This window comes from Nocardioides stalactiti, assembly GCF_014180715.1.
GTDB lineage: Bacteria > Actinomycetota > Actinomycetes > Propionibacteriales > Nocardioidaceae > Nocardioides > Nocardioides stalactiti.
The window spans coordinates 18049-42933 of sequence record NZ_JACEFC010000027.1; the positions used below are offsets into that span (position 1 = coordinate 18049).

The 24885-nt window shown below is 70.2% G+C and carries 27 protein-coding genes; 18 read left to right on the forward strand and 9 right to left on the reverse strand.

Going from position 1 to position 24885, the window contains the following annotated elements:
* The 4 genes from whiA to tpiA all read left to right on the forward strand — a co-directional run bounded on the left by whiA (position 1) and on the right by tpiA (position 4144).
* Positions 1–987, forward strand: coding sequence for a DNA-binding protein WhiA (gene whiA, locus H0487_RS07770; RefSeq protein ID WP_183093667.1), 987 nt, complete (start codon positions 1–3; stop codon positions 985–987).
* Positions 988–1120: 133 nt separating this feature from the next.
* Complete coding sequence (gap, locus tag H0487_RS07775; RefSeq protein ID WP_183093668.1) at positions 1121–2119, forward strand: type I glyceraldehyde-3-phosphate dehydrogenase; 999 nt, start codon at positions 1121–1123, stop codon at positions 2117–2119.
* A 3-nt stretch (positions 2120–2122) separates the two neighbouring features.
* The gene (locus H0487_RS07780; RefSeq protein WP_183093669.1) at positions 2123–3334 is read left to right on the forward strand and encodes a phosphoglycerate kinase; all 1212 of its coding nucleotides are present in this window, start codon (positions 2123–2125) and stop codon (positions 3332–3334) included.
* 6 nt (positions 3335–3340) lie between these two features.
* A complete protein-coding gene (gene tpiA / locus H0487_RS07785; RefSeq protein ID WP_183093670.1) occupies positions 3341–4144 on the forward strand; it encodes a triose-phosphate isomerase in 804 nt (267 codons plus the stop codon).
* 67 nt (positions 4145–4211) lie between these two features.
* On the opposite strand, the gene H0487_RS07790 is transcribed toward tpiA, so the two are convergent.
* Positions 4212–5693 (reverse strand): fibronectin type III domain-containing protein, encoded by a 1482-nt coding sequence (locus H0487_RS07790; RefSeq protein WP_183093671.1) that lies wholly within the window; start codon positions 5691–5693, stop codon positions 4212–4214.
* A 267-nt stretch (positions 5694–5960) separates the two neighbouring features.
* Here H0487_RS07790 and secG point away from each other — a divergent pair, with 267 nt between their 5' ends.
* Positions 5961–6194, forward strand: coding sequence for a preprotein translocase subunit SecG (gene secG / locus H0487_RS07795; RefSeq protein WP_183093689.1), 234 nt, complete (start codon positions 5961–5963; stop codon positions 6192–6194).
* A gap of 92 nt (positions 6195–6286) precedes the next feature.
* Positions 6287–6646, forward strand: a complete 360-nt coding sequence (locus H0487_RS07800) for an RNA polymerase-binding protein RbpA (protein ID WP_118926768.1) — start codon at positions 6287–6289, stop codon at positions 6644–6646.
* A gap of 172 nt (positions 6647–6818) precedes the next feature.
* On the opposite strand, the gene pgl is transcribed toward H0487_RS07800, so the two are convergent.
* Genes pgl through tkt form a run of 4 tightly spaced genes read right to left on the reverse strand, consistent with a single transcriptional unit; the run spans position 6819 to position 12465 of the window.
* Positions 6819–7544 (reverse strand): 6-phosphogluconolactonase, encoded by a 726-nt coding sequence (pgl, locus tag H0487_RS07805; protein ID WP_183093672.1) that lies wholly within the window; start codon positions 7542–7544, stop codon positions 6819–6821.
* Positions 7541–9208: a glucose-6-phosphate isomerase gene (gene pgi, locus H0487_RS07810; protein ID WP_183093673.1), complete on the reverse strand. Its 1668-nt coding sequence runs from the start codon at positions 9206–9208 to the stop codon at positions 7541–7543. The genes pgl and pgi overlap by 4 nt, the downstream gene beginning before the upstream one ends.
* A gap of 4 nt (positions 9209–9212) precedes the next feature.
* The gene (tal, locus tag H0487_RS07815; protein ID WP_183093674.1) at positions 9213–10307 is read right to left on the reverse strand and encodes a transaldolase; all 1095 of its coding nucleotides are present in this window, start codon (positions 10305–10307) and stop codon (positions 9213–9215) included.
* 46 nt (positions 10308–10353) lie between these two features.
* On the reverse strand, positions 10354–12465 hold the full coding sequence (tkt, locus tag H0487_RS07820; RefSeq protein ID WP_183093675.1) for a transketolase: 2112 nt from the start codon (positions 12463–12465) through the stop codon (positions 10354–10356).
* A gap of 121 nt (positions 12466–12586) precedes the next feature.
* Here tkt and H0487_RS07825 point away from each other — a divergent pair, with 121 nt between their 5' ends.
* Entirely contained in the window at positions 12587–13561 is a 975-nt protein-coding gene (locus H0487_RS07825; RefSeq protein ID WP_376766670.1) for a heme o synthase, read from the forward strand.
* A 29-nt stretch (positions 13562–13590) separates the two neighbouring features.
* On the opposite strand, the gene H0487_RS07830 is transcribed toward H0487_RS07825, so the two are convergent.
* Genes H0487_RS07830 through H0487_RS07840 form a run of 3 tightly spaced genes read right to left on the reverse strand, consistent with a single transcriptional unit; the run spans position 13591 to position 16186 of the window.
* A complete protein-coding gene (locus H0487_RS07830) occupies positions 13591–14487 on the reverse strand; it encodes a COX15/CtaA family protein (RefSeq protein ID WP_183093676.1) in 897 nt (298 codons plus the stop codon).
* On the reverse strand, positions 14478–15242 hold the full coding sequence (locus tag H0487_RS07835; protein ID WP_183093677.1) for an ABC transporter permease: 765 nt from the start codon (positions 15240–15242) through the stop codon (positions 14478–14480). Before H0487_RS07835 ends, H0487_RS07830 begins: the two co-directional genes overlap by 10 nt.
* Complete coding sequence (locus H0487_RS07840) at positions 15239–16186, reverse strand: ABC transporter ATP-binding protein (protein WP_312855857.1); 948 nt, start codon at positions 16184–16186, stop codon at positions 15239–15241. Before H0487_RS07840 ends, H0487_RS07835 begins: the two co-directional genes overlap by 4 nt.
* A 122-nt stretch (positions 16187–16308) precedes the next feature.
* Between H0487_RS07840 and H0487_RS07845 the strand changes: the two genes are divergently transcribed.
* The 10 genes from H0487_RS07845 to H0487_RS07890 all read left to right on the forward strand — a co-directional run bounded on the left by H0487_RS07845 (position 16309) and on the right by H0487_RS07890 (position 23633).
* Positions 16309–16674: a hypothetical protein gene (locus H0487_RS07845; RefSeq protein ID WP_183093678.1), complete on the forward strand. Its 366-nt coding sequence runs from the start codon at positions 16309–16311 to the stop codon at positions 16672–16674.
* Positions 16675–16687: 13 nt separating this feature from the next.
* Positions 16688–17086, forward strand: coding sequence for a hypothetical protein (locus tag H0487_RS07850; protein ID WP_183093679.1), 399 nt, complete (start codon positions 16688–16690; stop codon positions 17084–17086).
* Positions 17087–17176: 90 nt separating this feature from the next.
* The gene (locus tag H0487_RS07855; RefSeq protein ID WP_183093680.1) at positions 17177–17869 is read left to right on the forward strand and encodes a helix-turn-helix transcriptional regulator; all 693 of its coding nucleotides are present in this window, start codon (positions 17177–17179) and stop codon (positions 17867–17869) included.
* Positions 17866–19284 carry a Fe-S cluster assembly protein SufB gene (gene sufB, locus H0487_RS07860; RefSeq protein ID WP_183093681.1) on the forward strand — a complete coding sequence of 473 codons (1419 nt, stop codon included), beginning with the start codon at positions 17866–17868 and terminating at the stop codon, positions 19282–19284. The genes H0487_RS07855 and sufB overlap by 4 nt, the downstream gene beginning before the upstream one ends.
* Complete coding sequence (gene sufD, locus H0487_RS07865; protein ID WP_183093682.1) at positions 19284–20459, forward strand: Fe-S cluster assembly protein SufD; 1176 nt, start codon at positions 19284–19286, stop codon at positions 20457–20459. Before sufB ends, sufD begins: the two co-directional genes overlap by 1 nt.
* Positions 20456–20791, forward strand: coding sequence for a non-heme iron oxygenase ferredoxin subunit (locus tag H0487_RS07870; RefSeq protein ID WP_183093683.1), 336 nt, complete (start codon positions 20456–20458; stop codon positions 20789–20791). Before sufD ends, H0487_RS07870 begins: the two co-directional genes overlap by 4 nt.
* Positions 20788–21546, forward strand: coding sequence for a Fe-S cluster assembly ATPase SufC (gene sufC / locus H0487_RS07875; RefSeq protein WP_183093684.1), 759 nt, complete (start codon positions 20788–20790; stop codon positions 21544–21546). The genes H0487_RS07870 and sufC overlap by 4 nt, the downstream gene beginning before the upstream one ends.
* Positions 21547–21548: 2 nt before the next feature.
* Positions 21549–22799: a cysteine desulfurase gene (locus H0487_RS07880; RefSeq protein WP_183093685.1), complete on the forward strand. Its 1251-nt coding sequence runs from the start codon at positions 21549–21551 to the stop codon at positions 22797–22799.
* A 4-nt stretch (positions 22800–22803) separates the two neighbouring features.
* Entirely contained in the window at positions 22804–23250 is a 447-nt protein-coding gene (sufU, locus tag H0487_RS07885) for a Fe-S cluster assembly sulfur transfer protein SufU (RefSeq protein ID WP_183093686.1), read from the forward strand.
* Positions 23247–23633 carry a metal-sulfur cluster assembly factor gene (locus tag H0487_RS07890; protein WP_183093687.1) on the forward strand — a complete coding sequence of 129 codons (387 nt, stop codon included), beginning with the start codon at positions 23247–23249 and terminating at the stop codon, positions 23631–23633. The genes sufU and H0487_RS07890 overlap by 4 nt, the downstream gene beginning before the upstream one ends.
* Positions 23634–23754: 121 nt before the next feature.
* Here the strand turns inward: H0487_RS07890 and H0487_RS07895 are convergent, their stop codons facing one another.
* Positions 23755–24252, reverse strand: a complete 498-nt coding sequence (locus H0487_RS07895) for an SRPBCC family protein (RefSeq protein ID WP_183093692.1) — start codon at positions 24250–24252, stop codon at positions 23755–23757.
* A gap of 52 nt (positions 24253–24304) precedes the next feature.
* On the opposite strand from H0487_RS07895, the gene H0487_RS07900 reads away from it, so the two are divergent.
* A partial coding sequence (locus H0487_RS07900; protein WP_183093688.1) for an acVLRF1 family peptidyl-tRNA hydrolase occupies positions 24305–24885 on the forward strand: 581 nt, incomplete at its 3' end.

The following is a 24885-nucleotide window of genomic DNA, read 5'->3' on the forward strand; positions in this document are numbered from 1 at the left end:
ATGGCGATGACGGCTCAGGTCAAGGCGGAACTGGCCAGCACCCCGGTCACCAAGGCGTGTTGTCGCAAGGCGGAGGTCGCCTCCACCCTGCGCTTCGCCGGCGGTCTCCACATCGTGGGCGGCCGGATCGTCGTCGAGGCCGAGCTCGACACCGGCGCCGCCGCGCGCCGGCTGCGTCGCGACATCGGTGAGATGTACGGGCAGGCCTCCGACGTGGTGATGGTCCAGGGCAACGGCATCCGCAAGGGCAGCCGCTACATCGTCCGCGTGGTCAAGGACGGGGAAGCGCTCGCGCGCCAGACGGGTCTCCTCGACCAGCGCGGCCGGCCGATCCGTGGACTGCCGCCGGCCGTCGTCTCGGGTGGCGGCTGCGACGCGGTCGCCGCCTGGCGGGGCGCGTTCCTCGCCCACGGGTCGCTCACCGAGCCCGGCCGCTCGTCCTCGCTCGAGGTCACCTGCCCCGGCTCCGAGGCCGCCCTCGCGCTCGTCGGCGTCGCCCGCCGACTCGGGATCCAGGCCAAGGCCCGCGAGGTGCGGGGCGTCGACCGCGTGGTCATCCGCGACGGCGACGCGATCGGTCAGCTCCTCACCCGGCTCGGCGCCCACGAGACGCTGATGGCCTGGGAGGAGCGCCGGATGCGGCGCGAGGTCCGGGCGACCGCCAACCGCCTCGCCAACTTCGACGACGCCAACCTGCGCCGTTCCGCCCGCGCCGCCGTCACCGCCGGTGCTCGCGTCGACCGTGCCATGGAGATCCTCGGTGACGACGTCCCCGACCACCTGAAGATGGCCGGTGAGCTCCGGCTCGAGCACAAGCAGGCCTCCCTCGAGGAGCTCGGTCAGCTCCACGAGCCGGTGTTGACGAAGGACGCGATCGCCGGCCGGATACGGCGTCTCCTGGCGATGGCGGACAAGAAGGCCGAGGAGCTCGGCATCCCGGACACCGAGGCGTCGCTGACGCCGGAGATGCTCGCGGGCGACAGCTGACGGTCGCACCCTGGGCGGGTGATCCAGACCACACCTCGGCCGGGTAGGGTCGATCCGCGGGTGACTGAACGCCCGGAACCTGACGTCTGGCGGGTGACCGAACGCCCTCCACCGAGACTAGGAGCACTTCGCTGTGACCGTACGCGTAGGCATCAACGGCTTCGGCCGGATCGGCCGCAACTTCTTCCGCGCAGTCCGCGCGAGCGGCCTCGACATCGAGATCGTCGGCGTCAACGACCTGACCGACAACGCGACCCTGGCCCACCTTCTCAAGTACGACTCGATCCTGGGTCGGCTCGACGCGGACGTGAGCTCGACCGACGAGGCGATCGTCGTCGGTGGCACCGAGATCAAGGCGTTCGCCGAGCGCGACCCCGCCGCGCTGAAGTGGGCGGACCTGGGCGTCGACGTCGTCGTCGAGTCGACCGGGTTCTTCACCGACGCCACCAAGGCGCGCGCGCACGTCGACGGTGGTGGCGCGAAGAAGGTCATCATCTCCGCGCCCGCGTCCAACGAGGACATCACGATCGTGATGGGCGTCAACCACGAGCTGTACGACGCCGCGCAGCACACCGTGATCTCCAACGCGTCGTGCACCACCAACTGCCTCGGGCCGATGGCCAAGGCGCTCAACGACGGTCTCGGCATCAACAAGGGCCTGATGACCACCATCCACGCCTACACCGCGGACCAGAACCTGCACGACAACATCCACAAGGACCCGCGTCGCGCGCGTGCCGCCGCGCTCAACATCGTCCCGACCTCCACCGGCGCGGCGAAGGCGATCGGCCTGGTGCTGCCCGAGCTCAAGGGCAAGCTCGACGGCTACGCCCTGCGCGTCCCGACCCCGACCGGTTCGCTCACCGACCTCTCCTTCGAGGCGGCGCGCGAGACCAGCGTCGAGGAGGTCAACGAGATCGTGAAGGCCGCCGCCGATGGCCGGATCCTGCGCTACTCGACCGACCCGATCGTGTCCTCGGACATCGTCACCGACCCGGCGTCGTGCATCTTCGACGCCCCGCTGACCAAGGTCATCGGCAACCAGGTCAAGGTCGCTGGTTGGTACGACAACGAGTGGGGCTACTCCAACCGCCTCGCGGACCTCATCGTCCACGTCGGCGCGACCCTCTGATCGATGGGTGAATTCGCAGGACTGGGCGAGGTGGGCGGCAAGCGCGTCCTCGTCCGGTCGGACCTCAACGTGCCCCTGAACGGGGCCACCATCACCGACGACGGTCGGATCCGGGCGAGCGTGCCGACCATCCAAGCGCTGGCGGAGGCCGGGGCGCGGGTGGTCGTCACCGCCCACCTGGGTCGCCCGAAGGGCGAGCCGGACCCCGCGTACTCCCTGGCCCCGGTCGCCGCTCGGCTGGGTGAGCTGCTCGGCCAGGAGGTCGCGTTCGCGACCGACACCGTCGGCTCCTCGGCCCAGGAGACCGTCGCCGCGCTCGAGGACGGACAGGTCGCCGTCCTCGAGAACGTGCGCTTCAACGCGGGGGAGACGAGCAAGGACGAGGGCGAGCGCGGTGCGTTCGCCGACCAGCTCGCTGCGCTGGCTGACGCGTTCGTCTCGGACGGTTTCGGCGTCGTGCACCGCAAGCAGGCGTCGGTCTACGACGTCGCCGAGCGGCTGCCGCACGCGATGGGCGGTCTGGTCGCCGCGGAGGTCGACGTCCTGCGTCGCCTCACCGTGCAGCCCGAGCGGCCCTACGTCGTCGTGCTCGGCGGGTCGAAGGTGTCCGACAAGCTCGGCGTCATCGACAACCTGCTCGGCAAGGCCGACAAGCTGCTCATCGGTGGCGGCATGATGTTCACCTTCCTCGCGGCCGAGGGCCACGAGGTCGGCAAGAGCCTCCTCGAGGAGGACCAGCTCGAGGTCTGCCGGGACTACCTGCGGCGCGCCCACGAGTCCGGCGTGGAGCTGATCCTCCCGACCGACATCGTCGTCGACACCGAGTTCCCGGCGGGTGAGCGCACCCCGGCCCCGTTCGTCGTACCGTCCTCGGAGATCCCCTCGGACACGCTCGGCCTCGACATCGGCCCGGACAGCGCGGCGATCTACGCCAAGGCGCTCGCCGATGCGCGGACCGTCTTCTGGAACGGGCCGATGGGCGTGTTCGAGGTCGATGCGTTCGCGGCCGGCACCCGCGCCGTCGCCGCAGCCCTGACGCAGGTCTCGGCCAACGGCGGGCTGACCGTCGTCGGCGGGGGCGACTCCGCCGCCGCGGTCCGCACCCTCGGCTTCGACGAGGCCGCGTTCGGCCACATCTCCACCGGCGGTGGCGCCAGCCTCGAGTACCTCGAGGGCAAAGAGCTCCCCGGCATCACCGTTCTGGAAAAGGGCTGACGACACATGGCTGCTCCATCAACGACCCGTACGCCGATCATGGCCGGCAACTGGAAGATGAACCTCAACCACCAAGAAGCGGTGGTGCTGGTCCAGAAGCTGGCGTGGACCCTGTCCGACAAGCGCCACGACTACGGCAAGGTCGAGGTCGTCGTACTGCCGCCGTTCACCGACATCCGTTCGGTGCAGACGCTCGTCGACGGTGACCGGCTCTCGATCAAGCACGGTGCGCAGGACATCTCCGTGCACGAGTCGGGTGCCTACACCGGTGAGATCTCCGGCGGCATGCTCGCCAAGCTCGGCTGCTCCTACGTGACCGTCGGTCACTCCGAGCGCCGGCAGTTCCACGCGGAGACCGACGAGCTGGTCGCCGCCAAGGCCAAGACAGCGATCAAGGCCGGCATCACGCCCATCGTGTGCGTCGGCGAGGGCCTCGCGATCCGACAGGAGGGCACGCACGTGCCCTACAACACCGCGCAGGTCGTCGGCTCGCTCGCGGGTCTGACGGCCAAGCAGGTCGCCAAGATCGTCATCGCCTACGAGCCCGTCTGGGCCATCGGGACCGGCGAGGTCGCGACCCCCGACGACGCCCAGGAGGTCTGTGCCGCCATCCGCGGGCAGATCAAGGAGTCGTACGGCGCCGACGTGGCCGAGGCGGTCCGGATCCAGTACGGCGGCTCGGTCAAGGCGGCCAACGTGGCCGGCATCATGGCGCAGCCCGACATCGACGGCTGCCTCGTGGGCGGTGCCAGCCTCCAGGCCGACGAGTTCGGCGGGATCTGCCGGTTCTACGACATGCCGGTGCTCTGACGAACACCCGGTCCGTTGGTGGTGCCCCGTCTGCGGGGCACCACTACGAGCTCGGGAGGTAGCGGCTTCAGGGCACCGGGACCGTGGCGCCGAAGGCGCTGAAGGGGCCCGTTCCCACGGCGTTGGTAGCGCGCACCCGGCAGTGGTAGTTCTTTCCGCCGGACAGCAGGGTCACGTTCAAGGGGCTGGACGTGCCCGACGTGGTCCGTGCCACGCCGCCGTCGGTGCTGAGGCACTGCGCGGTGAACCCGGTGATCGCGCTGCCTCCGGTCGATCCCGGGGTGAATGCCACCGAGATCGCTCCGGACGACGGGGTCGAGGAGGTCACCGTCGGGGCAGCCGGTGCCGTCGCGCCGACCATGACCGTGGCGCCGAAGGCGCTGAAGGGGCTCACCCCCACGGCGTTGGTCGCGCGCACCCGGCAGTGGTAGTTCTTCCCGCCGGACAACGACGTCACGATCAAGGGACTGGTGGGCCCCGTCTTTGACCTCGCCACGCCGCCGTCGGTGCTCAGGCACTGCGCGGTGAACCCGGTGATCGCGCTGCCTCCGGAGGATCCCGGGGTGAACGCCACCGAGATGGCTCCGGACGACGGGGTCGAGGAGGTCACCGTCGGCGCGGCCGGCGCTGTCGCGCCGACCGGGACCGTGGCGCCGAAGGCGCTGTAAGGACTCGTTCCCACGGCGTTGGTCGCGCGCACCCGGCAGTGGTAGTTCTTCCCGCCGGACAGCAGGGTCACGTTCAAGGGGCTGGACGTGCCCGACTTGGTCCGTGCCACGCCGCCGTCGGTGCTGAGGCACTGCGCGGTGAACCCGGTGATCGCGCTGCCTCCGGAGGATCCCGGGGTGAACGCCACCGAGATAGCTCCGGACGACGGGGTCGAGGAGGTCACCGTCGGCGCGGCCGGTGCCGTCGCGCTCGGCAGGGAGCCGACGTCGCCCGCGTTGTTGTGAGGCACGGGACTGGCGGCGAGGTCGAAGTCGGCGGCACTGTCGTTGGTGTCGTCCCCGGGCTCCAACAAGGACGGATTCCCGGCGCTGATGTCCCGGAGCGCGGCGCCACCGCCGACAGGGAGGCCGCTTGCCGGCCGGAAGGGGTTGCCCACCCCGGTAGGGCTGCCCGTGTAGTCACCCCAGGCGAAACAGTCGACAGCCGTCTCGAAGCAGACCTTTCCACCGGTCGGCACCAGCGACGGGGTGATGACCAGGTCGGCTGTGATGTCGAAGAGTGACTCCGCTTGGGCGGTTGCGATCAGGATGTAGCCCTGGTCGGACCCGTTCGAGACGTTGCTGGGAAAGACGAAGGTGTCGGTCAACGTTCCGGCCGCGTCGAAGACGAAGAGCTCGTGGTTGGCAACGACGTTCTGGTTGGCCGCCCGCATCTGCAGCTCGACGAACTGCGCGTCGCCGGGGGTGTCGACCGTCCCGATCCAGACCTGGCGGATGTTCATGAGGTGGAACGCGGCGTACGACGGCACCGCACTGATGGCGAGCACGGCGGGGACAGCGACCGCGATCGCCATCAGGAGTCGGAGCAGGCGGATCCCCATGTCAGAACCTTCGGGTCGCGAGAGAAAGAGCGGTGCAACCTACATTCGACGCCCGAGGCACAGCAGATTTGCCCGAGCATGAACCAGCTGCGCAGGACCGTCAACCTCGGGGCCCCGGCAGCGACCGAGGTGAGGGTCACGCGCGGGTGAAGGCGCCTCCGGCACCGGCCGTTTCACCGACATTCCGGTGGTGTGACGAACACGCAGTCCCATGGTGGTGTCCCACCTGCGGGACGCCACCGTGCCTGACGTAGGATCCCTGGCGTGCTGGAAACCACGTTCACCGTCCTGCTCGTGATCACGAGCTTGCTGATGATCCTGCTCGTGCTGCTGCACAAGGGTCGCGGCGGCGGACTGTCCGACATGTTCGGCGGCGGTGTCTCCAGCTCGTTGGGCGGCTCCTCGGTGGCCGAGCGCAACCTCGACCGGTTCACGATCGGCATCGGCGTCATCTGGTTCGCCACGGTCATCGCGCTCGGTCTGCTGCTGGCCTACCAGTAGTCCGATCGACAGCACGTCGAACACCGCATCAACTCTCGACCCCGAGATCAAGAAAACGTCCGGGACCGCCGGATCGAGCTGAGGAGAACACGTTGGCTGGTGGAGGCAACGCGATTCGCGGAAGCCGTGTCGGTGCGGGCCCCATGGGCGAGGCCGAGCGCGGCGAGGCAGCGCCCCGACAGGCGGTCACCTACTTCTGCGCCCACGGCCACCGGTCCGTGATCGCCTTCTCCGTCGAGGCCGTCGTGCCCGACTCCTGGGACTGCCCCAAGTGCGGGCTTCCGGCCGGCCTCGACTCCGAGAACGCCCCGCCGGCGCCGAAGATCGAGCCCTACAAGACCCACCTCGCCTACGTGAAGGAGCGCCGCTCCGACAAGGAGGCCGAGGTCATCCTCGACGAGGCGATCCAGCTCCTCCGCTCCCGTCGGAAGTCCGGCGAGATCATCTTCTGACGAACCCGCGGGGTTTGGTCGCCGAGCCCGCGGGGTTTGGTCGCCGAGCCCGCGGGGTTTGTCTGAAACCGCCAGGTTCGTCGGCCATTGTGTGCAGGTTCGTGGGCCGAAGTGTGCGGGTTCGTGGGCCGAAGTGTGCGGGTTCGTGGGCCGAAGTGTGCGGGTTCGTGGGCTAGAGGAGGGCGGCGGCGTCGTGGTCGAGGAACCAGGTGGTCTCCTGGGTGCCACGGACGCCGCGGGCGGGGGTGTCGGTGACGGTGCCGTCCTCGGCGAGGGCACGGCGTACGGCGTCGGCCTTGGCCTCGCCGCTGGCGAGGAACCACACCGCCGCTGAGTGGGCCAGCGCCTCGAGCGTCAGCGACACCCGGTGCGACGGCGGCTTCGGCGAGCCGGTGACGCCGACGGCGATGTCGTGGGCGTCGAGCTGGGGGAAGCCGGGGAACAGCGACGCGACGTGGCCGTCGGGACCGACGCCGAGCATCGTCACCAGGAACTCGTGGGCGGGGGAGCCGCGGAGCTCGGCGCCGTAGGCCCGGGCGGCTTCGTCGACCGAGCAGGCCGACGACGGCGGCGGGACCTCGTGGACCCGGTGGTCCGGCACGCCGAGCACGTCGAGGAACGCGGCGCGGGCCTGGCCCGCGTTGCGGTCGGGGGAGTCGCGGTCGACGTAACGCTCGTCGCCGAACCAGAAGTCCACCGCACCCCAGTCGACTCCGGAGTCCGGAGCGAGCCGGGCGACCTCGCGGTGGACCGCGTCGGCGATGGTGCCGCCGGTCAGGCAGATCGCGGGGACGTGGCCGGCCGCCTGGCTGTCGGCGATCCGGTGGAGGAGCTCGCCGGCGACGGCCGTCGCCAGCGTCCCCGGGTCGGCGTGGACCTCGACCGTCGGCTCGCTCACAGCCGGTGCTCCCGGTAGTACGCGATGAGTGCTCGCGTCGACGCGTCCTGCTGGGCCAGGGCGTCGGCGTCGCCGCCGACGGCTGGCGTGACCTGGAGGGCGAGCTGCTTGCCGAGCTCGACGCCCCACTGGTCGAAGCTGTCGATGCCCCACACGACGCCCTGGGTGAACGTGATGTGCTCGTAGAGCGCGACCAGCTGACCCAGCACTGCCGGGGTCAGCGCAGGCGCCATGATCGACGTCGTCGGGCGGTTGCCGGAGAACACGCGCGCGGGGACGATCGCCTCCGGAGTGCCCTCGGCCCGCACCTCGTCGGCCGTCTTGCCGAACGCCAACGCCTTGGTCTGGGCGAAGAAGTTGGCGAGGAAGAGCTCGTGCACGTCGACGCTCTGCCCGTCGTGGGCGTCGGTGAGCGGGTGCGCGGGGTTGGCAACGGCGATGAAGTCGGCCGGGATCAGCCGGGTGCCCTGGTGGATGAGCTGGTAGAACGCGTGCTGGCCGTTGGTGCCGGGCTCGCCCCAGAAGATCTCGCCGGTGGCACTGGTGACGGGGCTTCCGTCCCAGCGCACCCCCTTGCCGTTGGACTCCATCGTGAGCTGCTGGAGGTACGCCGCGAACCGGTGCAGCGACTGGGCGTAGGGGAGCACCGCATGGGTGTGGGCGCCGAGGAAGTTGACGTACCAGACGTTGAGCAGCCCCATGAGGGCCGGCACGTTCGCCTCGAGCGGCGTCGTCCGGAAGTGCTCGTCGATGGCGTGGAAGCCCGCCAGGAACTCGGCGAAGCGCTCGGGGCCGACGGCGATGACCACGGACGTGCCGATCGCGGAGTCGACGGAGTAGCGCCCGCCCACCCAGTCCCAGAAGCCGAAGGCGTTGGCGGGGTCGATCCCGAACGCCGCGACCTTGTCGAGCGCGGTCGAGACGGCGACGAAGTGCCGCGCGACGGCCCCGCGGGCGTCGTCGAGGCCGGCGAGCAGCCAGTCACGGCAGAGCCGGGCGTTGGTGAGGGTCTCGAGCGTCCCGAACGTCTTGCTCGCCACGATGAACAGGGTCGTCGCCGGGTCCAGGTCGGCGAGCGTCTCGGCGGTGTCGGTCGGGTCGATGTTGCTGATGAACCGGCACTCGATGTGCTCGTGCCGGTACGGCTTGAGCGCCTCGTAGGCCATCACCGGCCCGAGGTCCGAGCCGCCGATGCCGATGTTGACGACAGTGCGGATCCGCTCGCCGGTCGCACCGACCCAGGCACCCGACCGGACCTGATCGGCGAACGCGTAGACCCGGTCCAGCACCTCGTGGACGTCGGCGACCGTGTCTTGGCCGTCGACCTCCAGGCGGGTGCCGGCCGGGAGCCGCAGCGCCGTGTGGAGGACGGCCCGGTCCTCGGTGACGTTGATGTGCTCCCCGGCCAGCATCGCGTCGCGACGCTGCTCGAGGCCCACCGCGGCGCCGAGCTGCAGGAGGGCCTCGACGACCGCCTCGTCGACGAGGTTCTTGGACAGGTCGACGTAGAGGTCGGCTGCGGTGAAGGTCAACCGGTCGACCCGGCCGGGGTCGTCGGAGAACGCCTGGCGCAGGTCCACCGTCCCGGCGGCCGCGAGCTCGGTCAGGCGCGCCCACGCCGCGGTCGTCGTGGGGTCAACGGGTCCGGTCGTCGGGCTGGTCACCGGATCAGCCCATCTGGCCCTTGACCGTCTCCAGCAGCTCCAGCCAGGAGGTCTTGAACTTGTCGACGCCCTCGGTCTCGAGCGTCACGAAGACGTCGTCGAGGTCGATGCCGACCCGGGCGAGCTGACCGAACAGGGCCTGCGCCGAGTCGGCCATCCCGCTGACCTGGTCACCGGAGACCTCGCCGTGATCGGCGAACGCGTCGAGCGTCTTCTCCGGCATCGTGTTGACCGTGTCCGCGACGACGAGGTCCGTGACGTACAGCGTGTCGGGGTAGGCGGGGTTCTTCACGCCCGTGGACGCCCACAGCGGCCGCTGCACGTGGGCTCCGGCATCTGCCAGCGCCTGCCACCGCGGGCCGGAGAAGACCTCCTGGTACGCCGCGAAGGCGATCCGTGCGTTGGCCACCGCAGCCTTGCCACGCAGCGCCAGGGCCTCGTCAGTGCCGATCTTGTCGAGGCGGGCGTCGATCTCGGTGTCGACGCGCGACACGAAGAAGGACGCCACCGAGCGGATCGTCGCCAGGTCGACGCCGTTGTCCCTGGCCTGCTCGAGGCCGGTGAGATAGGCGTCCATCACCGCGCGGTAGCGGTCGGTGGAGAAGATCAGCGTGACGTTGACGCTGATGCCCTCGGCGATGACCGCGGTGATCGCCGGTAGCCCCTCGAGGGTCGCCGGGATCTTGATGAGCGCGTTGGGCCGGTCGACCGCAGCCCACAGCGCCTTGGCCGAGGCGACCGTCGCGTCGGTGTCGTTGGCCAGGGTCGGCTCGACCTCGATGGAGACCCGGCCGTCGTCGGACGTCGCGGCGGCGACGGGCGCCAGGATGTCGCAGGCGTTGCGGACGTCGTCGGTCGTGAGGTCGAAGATCACGCGGTCGACGTCGGCGCCCTGGGCGACCAGGCCGCGCACCTGCTCGTCGTACCGCTCGCCGTCGGAGATGGCGGCGGCGAAGATCGTGGGGTTCGTGGTCACCCCGACGACCGACTTCTCGGCGACCAGCGCCGCGAGGTTGCCGGTCTCGATCCGTTCGCGCGACAGGTCGTCGAGCCAGATGGACACACCGGCGTCCGCCAGTGCCTTCAAACGATCACTCATGGGTTCTCCTTCGTGAGTCTGTGGCTAGGGGCGGCCGCCGGGTGGGTTACTTGGCGGCTGCCTCGATGCTGTCCTTGGCGGCCTGGGCGACTGCTTCTGCAGTGATACCCACTTCTGCGAAGATCCGCTGGTAGTCGGCCGAAGCCCCGAAGTGCTCCAGGCTGACCATCCGGCCGGCGTCGCCGACGTACTCGCGCCAGCCCTGCCTGATACCGGCCTCCACGCTGACCCGCGCCCGGACCGTCGGCGGCAGCACCTGGTCGCGGTAGGCCTGGGTCTGCTGCTCGAACCACTCGATCGACGGCATCGACACGACCCGCGCGTTGATGCCCTCGGCGGCGAGCTGCTCGCGCGCCTGCACCGCGAGCTGCACCTCCGAGCCGGTGCCGATGAGGATGACGTCGGGCTGACCGCCGTCGGCCTCGACGAGGACGTAGCCGCCCTTCGCGACGTGCTCGGTGGTCGCGAAGCCGTCTTCGCCGCGCGGGAAGACCGGCAGGTTCTGGCGCGACAGGATGAGCCCGGCCGGTCGGTCGGTGTTGTGGAGGATCTGGAGCCAGGCGGCGACGGTCTCGTTGGCGTCGGCCGGCCGGACGATGTCGAGGCCCGGGATCCCGCGCAGCGCCCAGAGGTGCTCGACCGGCTGGTGCGTCGGGCCGTCCTCGCCGAGGCCGATCGAGTCGTGGGTCCAGACGTAGACGACCGGCGCCTGCATGAGCGCCGCGACCCGGACCGCGCCCCGCATGTAGTCGGAGAACGTCAGGAAGGTGCCACCGAAGACGCGGGTGCCGCCGTGGACGGCGATGCCGTTCATGATCGCGCCCATGGCGTGCTCGCGGATGCCGAAGTGGAGGACCCGGCCGTGCAGCGGGTCGGCCTGCCACTCCTCGACCGAGCGGTCCGCCGGGAGGAACGACGGGACGCCGTTGATCGTGGTGTTGTTGGAGCCGGCGAGGTCGGCCGAACCGCCCCAGAGCTCGGGCATCAGCGGGGCCACCGCGTTGATGACCTTGCCGGAAGCCGAACGGGTCGCGACGCCCTTGGCGTCGGCCGGGAACGACGGCAGCGCCGCCTCGACGCCCTCGGGGAGGGACCGCGACTTCATCCGGTGGAGGACCGCGGCCCGCTCGGGGTGGGCGGCGGCCCACACGTCGTACTGGCGGTCCCACTCGGCGCCCCACGCCTTGCCGCGCTCGAGCAGCGAGCGGGTGTGGGTGATGACGTCGTCGGGCACCTCGAAGTGCTGCTCGGGGTCGAAGCCGAGGACCTTCTTGGTGGCGGCGACCTCCTCGGCGCCGAGGGCCGAGCCGTGGGAGGCCTCGGTGTTCTGGGCGTTGGGGGAGGGCCAGGCGATGATCGTCTTGAGGACGATGAGAGAGGGCTGGTCGACGACGGCGTCGGCGGCGGCGATCGCGGCGTGCAGCGCGGGGACGTCCTCGTGGTAGTCGGCGCCGTTGGTGTGGTCGCCGTCCTTGGTCCAGTCGACGGTCTGGACGTGCCAGCCGTAGGCCTCGTAGCGCTTCGCGACGTCCTCGTTGAACGCGATGTGGGTGTCGCCCTCGATCGAGATCCGGTTGGCGTCGTAGATGACCGTGAGGTTGCCGAGCTCCTGGGTGCCGGCGATCGAGGAGGCCTCGCCGCTCACGCCCTCCTGGAGGTCGCCGTCCGAGGCGAGGACGTAGACGTGGTGGTCGAACAGCGACTCGCCCGCAGGGGACTCGGGGTCGAACATCCCGCGCTCGCGACGAGCGGCCATCGCCATGCCGACCGCGTTGGCGACACCCTGGCCGAGCGGTCCGGTGGTGACCTCGACGCCTGCGGTGTGGCCGAACTCCGGGTGGCCGGGGGTCTTGGAGCCCCAGGTGCGCAGGGACTCGAGGTCAGCCAGCTCGAGGCCGAACCCGCCGAGGAAGAGCTGGGTGTAGAGCGTGATCGAGCTGTGGCCGGCGCTCAGCACGAAGCGGTCGCGAGACATCCAGTCCGGGTCGGCCGGGTCGTGCCGCATGACCTTCTGGAAGAGGAGGTACGCCGCGGGTGCCAGACTCATCGCGGTGCCCGGATGGCCGTTGCCGACCTTCTGCACGGCGTCCATCGCGAGCACCCTCGCGGTGTCGACGGCCTTGCGGTCGAGGTCGGTCCAGTCCAGCTCCGGGATCATGCGTCCGAGCCTACTCAGCGGGTTCGGCCGGTCCGCAGCCGGTTCCCCGGGCCGGATGGCGGACGTGGGCCCGATCACCGATACACTCGGCTCGGCCCGACCCCTGCCGTGAGGTACCTCTGTGACGACCGTCGACCCTGACCGCCCAGCCACTCGGCTGGTCGTCGGCGTGAACGGTGTCGTCGAGCAGGGCGACATCCAGGAGAAGGCCACCTTCAAGGACGTCGTGATGGCCTACGTCGGCCTCACCAAGCCCCGGGTCATCGAGCTGCTGCTGCTGACGACCGTGCCGGTCATGTTCTTCGCCGCCGCCGGGGTCCCCGACCTCGGCCTGGTCGTCGCGACCGTCGCCGGTGGAGCGCTGTCGGCCGGCTCCGCGTCGGTCTTCAACTGCGTCTACGACCGCGACATCGACGAGCAGATGCGTCGTACCCGGCGCCGCGCGCTGCCGCGTCACATCGTGACGCCGCGGGCCGCGCTCGTCTTCGGATTCGTCCTCGGGATCCTCTCGACGGTGATCCTGTGGCAGTGGGTCAACCCGCTCTCGGCCGTGCTGTCCGTGGCCGCCAACGCGTTCTACGTCTTCGGCTACACGATGATCCTCAAGCGGAGGACCACCCAGAACATCGTCTGGGGCGGCATCGCCGGCTGCTTCCCGGCCCTCATCGGCTGGACCGCGGTGACCGAGCAGCTCGCCTGGGAGCCGATCGTGCTGTTCCTCGTGGTGTTCTTCTGGACGCCGCCGCACACCTGGGCGCTGGCCCTGCGCTACCGCGAGGACTACAAGCAGGTCGACGTCCCGATGCTGCCCGTCGTCCGCTCGGCCCACAACGTCGCCGTGCAGATCGTCGTCTACAGCTGGGTGATGGTCGCGACCAGCCTGGTCCTGTGGCCGGTCGCGGACACGGGCCTCGTCTACCCGATCGCGGCTGCGGTCCTCGGCGCGGTGTTCCTGCTCCAGGCCCACCAGCTCGAGCGACGGGCCAAGGGCACCGAGGACCTCTCGATCATCCGCCCCATGCACCTCTTCCACAGCAGCAACCTCTATCTGTCGCTGCTGTTCGTCGCGGTCGCGATCGACCCGCTCCTGCGCTGACCCGCAGACCCGCTGATCCAGCCGGTGCGTCAGGCGCCGCGGGAGGCGCGGGTCGAGATGACCAGCCAGGCGAGCGCGGCCGACGTGAGTGCCGCGCCGAGCATGTGCAGGAGCACGAGCGCGATCGGCAGGTCGAGGAAGTACTGGGTGTAGCCGATCGCGCCCTGCAGGACCTCGACGCCGAGCAGTGCGGTCGCGGCGGTGCGCAACGGCACGTTGCCCGCGCGCCGGGCGAGCACGAGCGTGAGCACGGTGAGGCCGACCAGCGCGTAGACCGCCCAGGCGTGGACGTGGGACATCGTGGCCGGGTCCAGGCCGGTCCGACGCGAGTCGAGGTCGCCGCTGTGGGGGCCCGAGCCGGTCACGACCGTGCCGAGGTAGAGCACGACCCAGCCGGCGGCGAAGGTGGCGGCCGCGGCCTGCTTGAGCCGCGGGGTCGCCCAGGCGCGGGGTCGGCCGGCGAGCAGGTCGACGAGGAGGACGCAGGCGCCGATGATCGCCATCGACACCAGCAGGTGGAACGCGACGATCCACGGGTTGAGGTCGGTGAGTACCGTGATGCCGCCGATGATCGCCTGGGCCGGGATGCCGAGCGCGATCACCGTGGCGAGGACGAACGGACGTCGGTCAGCGCCGTCACGGTCGCTGAGGACCGGCCGCAGTGCGGCCACCCAGCAACCGATCGCGATCGCGACCAGGACGAAGGTCAGGGTCCGGTTGCCGAACTCGATCGCGCCGTTGATGCCCAGCTCGTCGTGCGGGACGTAGGAATCGTCGGTGCAGCGCGGCCAGGTCGGGCAGCCGAGCCCGGAGCCGGTCAGCCGCACCGCCCCGCCGGTGATGACGATCGCGATGTTGGCGACCAGGTTGGCCCAGGCCAGCCGGACGAGGGTGCGCGTCGGCCGCTGCGTCTGCGTCACTCCCACCGGAACCACCGCCCCGCGGCCGCGCCGCCGCCGACGGCCCAGGCCGCCAGCGTGGCGAGCTCCCGCCAGGCGACGGAGCCGTCGAACGCGTCGCGCATCGCCTCGCCGAGGGCACCCGAGGGGAGCCAGGTCATGACGTCGCCGAGGCCGCCGTACGCCGCCGCCGGCAGGACGACCGCACCGCCCGCGAGCAGCAGCAGGTAGACCAGGTTCGCCGCAGCCAGGGTGGCCTCCGCGCGCAGGGTGCCCGCGAGCAGCATGCCGAGCCCGGCGAAGGCCGCGGTGCCGAGCAGCACGGCGAGGAGCAGGGCGACCGGCTGGACGTCGGGGGACCAGCCGAGCGCCAGCCCGGCCGCGCCGATGACGAGGAACTGGAGGACCTCGACCAGCAGCAGGGCGCCGATCTTGCCGCCGAGGAGGGCGCCGCGGGCCAGGGGAGCGGTGCCGAGCCGCTTGAGGACGCCGTACCGCCGCTCGAACCCGGTCGCGATGGCCAGCGAGGTGAACGCCGTCGACATGACGGCGAGCGCGAGCACACCGGGGGTGAGGACGTCGACCGAGGTGTGCTTCGAGCCGAGGTCGAGCGCGGCCGAGCCGCGGACGGCGCCGACGAGCACGATGAGGGGGATCACGACCGCGAGGAGCAGCTGCTCGCCGTTGCGGAGGAGGAGCCTGGCCTCCATCGCCGTCTGGGCGAGCACCTGGCGAGCGACCGGCGCGGCCCCCGGTGCCGGCGTGAACGTCCCGGCGCTCATGAGCCCGACACCTCCGTCTCGCGTGCGGTGAGCTCGAGGAAGACGTCCTCGAGGTTGCGCTGGCCCAGGGTGAGCGACTCCGGGAGCACGCCGTGGTGCTCGCACCAGCGCGAGACCACCGCGAGCGTCGAGCCGTCGGCCGGTCCGGACACCTGGAGGCTGTGCTCGTCGAGCACGATCAGCTCGGTCGTCGGGCCGAGGGCGTCGGCGAGCGACTGCGGCGCCCCGGGCGGGAACGGCTGGGTCACGACCAGCCGGATCGTGGCGACGGTGCCGCCCCGGGTCAGCTCGAGCGGGGAGCCGCTGGCGACGAGCGTGCCCTTGTCGAGGATGTGCACGTGGTCGGCGAGGCGCTCGGCCTCCTCCAGGTAGTGCGTCGTCAGCACGACGGTCACGCCGTCGGTGCGCAGCTCCTCGAGCAGCTCCCAGACGGTCCGGCGGACCTGCGGGTCCAGGCCCGCAGTCGGCTCGTCGACGAAGACCAGCTCGGGGCGGCCGACGAGAGCCATCGCCAGCCCGAGCCGCTGCTGCTGGCCGCCCGAGAGTCGCCGGTACGGCGTCCGCCCGCACTCGTGGAGGGCGAGCCGATCCATGAGCAGGCCGGTGTCGAGCGGGTGGGCGTGCAGCCGGGCGACGTGGGTGAGCATCTCGTCGGCCCGGACGCCGCTCCACGCGCCGCCGGCCTGGAGCATCACGCCGATCCGGGGCATCAGAGCCCGGCGGTCCGCCACCGGGTCGAGCCCGAGCACGCGCACCGAGCCGGCCTGCGGACGGCGGTAGCCCTCGCAGGTCTCGAGCGTGGTGGTCTTGCCCGCGCCGTTGGGTCCGAGGACGGCCGTGATCGTGTGGGCCGCGACCTCGAGGGAGAGGCCGTCGACGGCGGTCTTGTCGCCGTAGCGCATCACCAGGCCGTCGATGCGCACGGCGGGGGAAGGCTCGGGCACCGCCACAGTTTAGGGAGGCTGTCGCCGGTGCCGACCGCCGGTCCGGGCTTCAGCCGGCGGCGTCGGCCGCGAAGGACACCCGCCGGGAGTCGAGGCTGGTGAGCCCTTCTACGCTGTGCGGCGTGAACGCGTGGGTGGAAGGCGCCGTGCTGCTGGCGTGTGCTGCCGCGGCCCTGCTCTTCGTCGTCGACCTGGTCCGCGACCGCAACACCCTGGACTCCCACTTCGTCGCCCTCGCGGTCGTCGAGGTCGCGGTCCTCGTCCACGCGGTCTGGGCGGGGGTCGACCTGGCGGGTGCCGACATCGACGGCTCCGACCAGGCGAAGGTGATCAGCTATCTCGGCGCGATGGCGATCGGACCGGTGCTCGGTGCCTATTTCGGGCTCATCGAGCGGTCGCGGGCCGGCACCTTCAGCATGCTCCTGGCGGTCGCCACCGTCGCGGCGCTCGAGGCCCGCGTCATCGACATCTGGAGCACCCTTGTCTGAGGCCCGGTCGTCCGTGTCGCGCCCGTCCGCCGAGCTGGCGTCGGGCTGGGGCCGTGCGCTCGTGTTCGCGTACGGCGTCTTCGCGGTCGCGGCCACCGGGCGCTCCGTCCTCCAGATCGGTACCGACTTCGACCGGGCTCCGTTGGCGTACTCGCTCTCCCTCCTGGCCGCGGTGGTCTACCTGGTCGCCACCACCTCCCTGCTCCTCGGCGGCGTCACTGGCTGGCGGGTCGCGGGCATCGCGGTCGGGATCGAGCTGGTCGGGGTCTTGTCGGTGGGCGCGCTCAGCTATGTCGCCACGGACCTGTTCCCGGACCGCACGGTGTGGTCGCACTTCGGCCAGGGCTACGGGTTCGTCCCGCTCGTGCTGCCGTTCGCCGGGCTCGCCTGGCTCCGCCACACCCGCCCCTGACCAGGATCGCGGAGGCGTGACCGGGACCACTTAGGGTGGCCTTGCTTGAATGCGCGGAAGCATTAACGTCACACTTGTGTTGTGGAAAACATGGGCCACGACTCCGACCAGCCGACGCGCCAGCGCGTGGCGCGGTCGATCCTGGTCAACGGGCCCTCCACGGCAGCGGCGCTGGCTGAGCGTCTGGACCTGACGCCGGCCGCCGTACGACGCCATCTCGACCACCTGCTCGAGGAGCGGGCCGTCGAGGCGCGCGACCCTCGTCCGGTCGGCTCGCGGGGCCGCGGGCGTCCGGCGAAGGTGTTCGCGCTGACCGAGCACGGGCGCGACGGCTTCGACCAGCAGTACGACGACCTGGCCAACGAGGCGCTGCGCTTCCTGGCCGAGACGGTCGGCCCCGAGGCGGTGAAGGCGTTCGCCGAGCGGCGCGCGTCGTTCATCGAGGAGAAGTTCCCGCAGGTCGCCGCGCAGCACCCCGACGCCTCGCCGGCCGAGGTGCTCGCGATGGTCTTCTCGGACGAGGGCTACGCCGCCTCCGTCCGCCAGCTTCCTCGCCCCCTCAACGTGCTCGGCGGGGAGCAGCTGTGCCAGCAGCACTGCCCCGTGTCCCACGTCGCCCACGAGTTCCCGCAGCTGTGCGAGGCCGAGACCGAGGCGATCAGCCGCGTGCTCGGCACCCATGTCCAACGACTGGCGACCATCGCCCACGGCGACGGCGTCTGCACGACGTGCATCCCGGCCACACCCGCGATCGACAGAGAGAAGGAGCAGGTCACCTCATGACCTCCATCGAAGACCTCAACCCCGAGCTGAAGGGCATCGGTCGCTACGAGTTCGGCTGGTCCGACAAGAACGACGTCGGCGCCGACGCGAAGCGCGGCCTGAGCGAGGACGTGGTCCGCAACATCTCCTCGCTGAAGTCCGAACCGCAGTGGATGCTCGACCTGCGCCTGAAGGGCCTCAAGCTCTTCGGTCGCAAGCCCATGCCCACGTGGGGCTCGGACCTGAGCGCGATCGACTTCGACAACATCAAGTACTTCGTGCGCTCCTCGGAGAAGCAGGCCGCCACCTGGGACGACCTCCCCGAGGACATCAAGAACACCTACGACAAGCTCGGCATCCCCGAGGCGGAGAAGCAGCGCCTGGTCTCCGGTGTCGCGGCCCAGTACGAGTCCGAGGTCGTCTACCACTCGATCCGTGAGGACCTCGAGGCCCAGGGCGTCCTGTTCCTCGACACCGACACCGCGCTCAAGGAGCAGCCGGAGCTGTTCCAGGAGTACTTCGGCACCGTGATCCCGGTCGGCGACAACAAGTTCGCTGCGCTCAACACCGCCGTGTGGTCCGGTGGCTCGTTCATCTACGTGCCCAAGGGTGTCCACGTCGACATCCCGCTCCAGGCCTACTTCCGGATCAACACCGAGAACATGGGCCAGTTCGAGCGGACCCTGATCATCGTCGACGAGGACGCCTACGTGCACTACGTCGAGGGCTGCACCGCGCCGATCTACTCGTCGGACTCGCTGCACTCCGCGGTCGTCGAGATCATCGTCAAGAAGGGCGGCCGCTGCCGCTACACGACCATCCAGAACTGGTCGAACAACGTCTACAACCTCGTCACCAAGCGCGCGGTCTGCGAGGCCGGCGCGACGATGGAGTGGGTCGACGGCAACATCGGCTCCAAGGTGACGATGAAGTACCCCGCCGTCTACCTGATGGGCGAGCACGCCAAGGGCGAGACGCTCTCCATCGCGTTCGCGGGCGAGGGCCAGCACCAGGACGCCGGCGCCAAGATGGTGCACGCGGCGCCCAACACGTCCAGCTCGATCCTCAGCAAGTCGGTCGCGCGCGGCGGCGGGCGTACGTCGTACCGCGGCCTGATCCAGATCAACGAGGGCGCGCACGGCTCGAAGTCCAACGTGCTGTGCGACGCGCTCCTGGTCGACCAGATCAGCCGCTCCGACACCTACCCCTACGTCGACATCCGCGAGGACGACGTGTCCATGGGCCACGAGGCGAGCGTCTCGAAGGTCTCCGACGACCAGCTCTTCTACCTCATGTCACGCGGCATGGAGCAGGACGAGGCGATGGCGATGATCGTCCGCGGCTTCGTCGAGCCGATCGCCAAGGAGCTCCCGATGGAGTACGCCCTCGAGCTCAACCGGCTCATCGAGCTGCAGATGGAAGGAGCCGTCGGCTGATGTCGGCAGTTGCAGAGCGTCTCGGGGCTGCCCTCGAGATGGACAAGGTCGAGTCCCACCTCCACCCCGAGGGGTCCTTCGACGTCGCCGACCACGAGGTCCCGACCGGTCGTGAGGAGATCTGGCGGTTCACCCCGCTGAAGCGCCTCAAGGGTCTCCACCAGGAGGCCTCGCTCGCCGGGACGTCGTACGCCCCTGCGTTCGACGCGCCCGAGGGCGTCCGGATCGAGCAGGTCGAGGGCGACGCGCTCAAGGGCGTCAGCGGACTGGTCCCGTGGGACCGGATCTCCGCGCGTGCCTTCGCCGAGGCGAAGTCGACGCTCGCGGTGACCATCCCCGCCGAGACCGAGCTGGACCGCCCGGTGTTCGTCACCCTCAAGGGCACGGGCACCGACGAGGCCACTGCGACGCACGCGGTGATCCGGGCGGAGAAGTTCTCCCAGGCGGTCGTCGTCATCCGGTTCGAGGGCTCGATGATCCTGGCCGACAACGTCGAGGTCGTCGTCGAGGACGGGGCCAAGCTCACCGTCATCAGCATCGACGACTGGGCCGACGACGCCGTCCACGTCGGCCACCGGCACATCCGGGTCGGTCGCGACGCGGAGTTCAAGCACGTCGACATCACCATCGGCGGTGACGTGGTCCGCCACGACACCACCGCGGAGTACTCCGGCCCCGGCGGCTCGGTCGAGATGCTCGGCCTCTACTTCGCCGACGCCGGTCAGCACATCGAGCACCGTCTCTTCGTCGACCACACCGCCCCCAAGACCAAGAGCCACGTGGTCTACAAGGGCGCGCTCCAGGGCGAGAAGGCGCACACGGTCTGGATCGGCAACGTGCTCATCCGCAAGGTCGCCGAGGGCATCGAGACCTACGAGGAGAACCGCAACCTGGTCCTCACCGACGGGTGCCACGCCGACTCCGTCCCCAACCTCGAGATCGAGACGGGCGAGATCGCCGGTGCCGGGCACGCCTCGGCCACCGCGCGCTTCGACGACGAGCACCTCTTCTACCTGCGATCGCGCGGCATCTCCGAGAAGGAGGCGCAGCGCCTGGTCGTGCACGGCTTCTTCGACGACCTGATCCGCAAGATCGGGGTGCCCGAGCTCCAGGAGCAGCTCGCCGCCACGGTCGAGGCCGAGCTGGCCAAGAACGTCCTCAAGGAGCTCGTGTGACGTTCGAGAAGGCCTGCGCGCTGGCCGACGTACCGGACGACGAGGCGCTCGCCGTCACGATCGGCGAGTACGACGTCGCCATCGCCAAGGACGGCGACGAGTACTTCGCGCTCCAGGACCTCTGCTCCCACGCCGCGGTCTCGCTCTCCGAGGGCGAGGTCGCCAACGGCGCTGTCGAGTGCTGGCTGCACGGCTCCTGCTTCGAGCTGCGCACCGGCAAGCCCACCCACTTCCCGGCGACCGAAGCGGTCGCCACCTTCCCCGTCGAGGTCCGAGGCGATGACCTCTACGTCGACGTCACCACCACCGCGAACGGAGTCACCCCCACATGAGCACCCTGGAGATCAAGGACCTCAAGGTCCAGGTCAACACCGAGGACGGCCCCAAGGAGATCCTCAAGGGCGTCACGCTGACCATCAAGGACGGCGAGACCCACGCGATCATGGGTCCCAACGGCTCGGGCAAGTCGACCCTCGCGTACTCGATCGCCGGTCACCCGCGCTACGAGATCACCGGCGGCACGGTGACCCTCGACGGCGAGGACGTGCTGGAGATGTCGGTCGACGAGCGCGCCCGCGCCGGCCTGTTCCTCGCGATGCAGTACCCCGTCGAGGTCCCCGGCGTGTCGGTGTCGAACTTCCTGCGCACCGCCAAGACCGCGATCAGCGGTGAGGCGCCGAAGCTGCGCACCTGGGTCAAGGACGTCAACAGCGCCCTGGACCTGATGAACCTGGACTCCACGTTCTCGTCGCGTTCGGTCAACGAGGGCTTCTCCGGTGGGGAGAAGAAGCGCCACGAGATCGCCCAGCTCGACCTCCTCGACCCCAAGGTCGCGATCCTCGACGAGACCGACTCCGGCCTCGACATCGACGCGCTCAAGGTCGTCTCCGAGGGCGTCAACCGGTTCCGCGAGCGTGACAACAAGGGCGTCCTGCTCATCACGCACTACACGCGGATCCTGCGCTACATCAAGCCCGACTACGTCCACGTGTTCGTCGACGGCAAGGTGGCCGACGAGGGCGGCCCGGAGCTCGCCGACGAGCTGGAGGCCAACGGCTACGAGAAGTACCTCACGGCGGCGGTCTGACGATGAGCGTGCCCGCCCTCCCTGGCCTGCTGCCCGAGCTCGAGGTGGTCCGCAAGGACTTCCCGATCCTCGAGCGCACGCTCGCGGGCGGCGTACCGCTGGTCTACCTCGACAGCGCCAACACCTCGCAGAAGCCTCAGGTGGTGATCGACGCGATGGTCGACCACCTCGAGCGGCACAACGCCAACATCGCCCGCGCCATGCACCAGCTCGGCGCGGAGTCGACGGCGGCGTTCGAGGAGGCCCGCGACAAGGTGGCGGCGTTCCTCAACGCGCGGTCGCGCAACGAGGTCGTCTTCACGAAGAACGCCACCGAGGCGCTCAACCTGCTGGCTCGGACGATCGAGCTGGGCCCGGGCGACAACGTCGTGATCACGGAGATGGAGCACCACTCCAACATCGTGTCGTGGCAGCTCGCGTGCGAGCGCTCGGGCGCGGAGCTGCGCTGGTTCGGCCTGACCGATGACGGTCAGCTGGACCTGAGCAACGCCGACCGGCTGGTCGACGAGAACACCAAGGTGGTCGCGTTCACCTGGGTCTCCAACATGCTCGGCACGATCAACCCGGTCGCCGATCTGTGTGCCCGCGCGCGGGCGGCCGGCGCGGTCTCGGTGGTCGACGCGTCGCAGGCCGCGCCCCAGCTGGTCGTGGACGTCCAGGCCGTCGAGTGCGACTACCTGGTGTTCACGGGCCACAAGGTCTGCGGCCCGACCGGCATCGGCGTGCTCTGGGGCCGCGAGGAGCTGCTCAACGAGCTGCCGCCGTTCCACGGGGGTGGCGAGATGATCGAGACGGTCACCATGGCGCGCTCGACCTACGCCAAGGCGCCGCACCGGTTCGAGGCCGGCACCCCGCCGATCGTCGAGGCCGTCGGGCTCGGTGCCGCGGTCGAGTACCTCGGCCACCTCGGGCTCGACGTCGTGCACGCGCACGAGCAGGCGATCACGGCCTACGCGCTCGAGGGGTTGCAGACGGTCCCGGGCCTGACGGTGCTCGGTCCGCTCGACGCCACCGAACGCGGGGGAGCGATCTCCTTCGAGCTCGACGGCGTCCACCCGCACGACATCGCGCAGGTGCTCGACTCCCGCGGCGTCGCCGTACGCGCGGGTCACCACTGTGCGAAGCCGGCGCACGCCCGCTTCGGGGTGCAGAGCTCGACCCGGATGTCGTCGTACCTCTACACGACGCCGGGGGAGATCGACGCTCTCGTCGAGGCCCTGGAATACACCCGCTCGTACTTCAAGTTGGGCTGATCTGATGAGCCAAGACCTGGATGCCCTGTATCAGGAGATCATCCTCGACCACTACAAGAACCCCCACGGCAAGGGCCTGCGTGAGGAGTTCGAGGCCGAGGTCCACCACGTCAACCCCACCTGCGGCGACGAGGTCACCCTGCGGGTGCACCTCAGCGACGGGGTCGTGGACGACGTGTCGTACGACGCGCTCGGCTGCTCCATCTCGCAGGCCTCGGCCTCGGTGCTCTACGACCTCGTGGTCGGCAAGAACGTCGATGAGGCGATGGCGATCCACGAGGAGTTCCTGACCCTCATGCAGGGCAAGGGCAGCGTGGAGCCCGACGAGGAGACCCTGGAGGACGCGATCGCGTTCGCCGGTGTCGCGAAGTTCCCGGCGCGCGTGAAGTGCGCCCTGTTGTCGTGGATGGCGTGGAAAGACGCCACCGTTCAAGCTGGAGGAGACCGATGACCGAGAGCACCATCGACCACGGCGATCTGCCGGAGGTCCCTGAGGCTGCTGGTTCGACCGGCGCCGTCGGCACGACCACGACCGTCGACGACGTCACCGAGGCGATGAAGGACGTCGTCGACCCCGAGCTCGGCATCAACGTCGTCGACCTCGGCCTCGTCTACGGCGTCCACCTCGACGACTCGTCCAACGTGGTCCTCGACATGACGCTCACCTCGGCCGCGTGCCCGCTGACCGACGTGATCACCGACCAGACGGAGTCCGCGCTCGAGGGCCTCGTCAACGACGTCGCCATCAACTGGGTCTGGATGCCCCCGTGGGGCCCGGACAAGATCACCGACGACGGCCGCGAGCAGCTCCGCGCCCTCGGCTTCAACGTCTGACGGTTCGAGGCCTCAGCAGGGGCGACTCGCGCCCGCAACAGGGGCAACTCGCGCCCGCAACAGGGGCAACTCGCGCCGGCAACCCTGGCAACTCGCGCCGGCGACCGGGGCGATTCGTCGGTCAGACGGTGACGCCGTACTTCTCGTCGGTGTAGCGGCGCAGGTTCTTGAGGAACCAGCGGAACGTCAGGTTCATGACCGGCTTGCCGAGCGGGACGAAGAAGCGGGAGGGCCCGGCGACCTCGAGCGCGAGGGTCCAGGTGAGGCTGCAGCCGGTGGCGGTGCGCACGACGTCGTAGCGCTCTGCGAAGGCCTGGACGGTCTTCTCCGAGGACTCGTTGAAGCGGAACGCCATCCGCGTCGGCGGCTCCCAGAGCAGGAACTCCTCGTCGCCGACCAGGCCGCCGCGCATGTCGACGACCCGGCGGGTCCCGACCCCGCGGGGCTCCGGGGTCGTCCAGGTGACGTGGGTGATCACCTTCGCCCAGCGCGGCCACGACGTGGCGTCCGCGAGGACCTCGAAGAGCTGCTCGGGGGTGATGGCGAGCTCGACGGTGTTGGCGTAGCGGAAGCGGGCGGTGTCGACGAAGTCGACGTCGACCAGCCGGCAGGGGTGCATCTCGGTCACCGTCCCAGGCTAGAACACGTTCTAGACACGTAGGGTCGGTCTCGTGAACCGGATCGCCGTCGACAGCGCGCGCCTGCCGCGGTGGGTCGAGAACTTCGCCGCTCGGCACGGCGAGACGTCGCTCGCGGTGGCCGACGGAGCGCTCCGGGGCGAGGCCGCGGACGGGAGCTGGTTCCGGGCCCGACTGCCGTTCAGTGCGCCGTACGACGGCCCGCCCACCGTCCCGGACCTCCTGGCCGCGCTCGTGCTGCCGGCCGACTGGGGCGTTCTCCTGGTGCGGAAGGGTGGGTTCGCGGTCGCTCGGCTCGCCGGGGACGAGGTGGTCGCCTCCAAGGTCGGCCAGCGTCACGTCCAGGGTCGGACCAAGGCCGGCGGGCAGTCCCAGCAGAGGTTCGCCCGTCGCCGGGACAACCAGGCACGCGAGGCGTACGAGGCGGCCGCGGACCACGCTGCCCGGATCCTCGAGGGTCTCCGCGGTCCGGTGGTCGTCGGCGGAGACCGGGCGGCCGTCGACGCGGTCCTCACCGATGCCCGTCTGGCCCGTCTGGTCGTCGTCGAGCCGTGGCTCGCCGTCCCCGACCCGCGCAGAAATGTCCTCGACGCCGCCGCCCGCGAGGCGCGGGC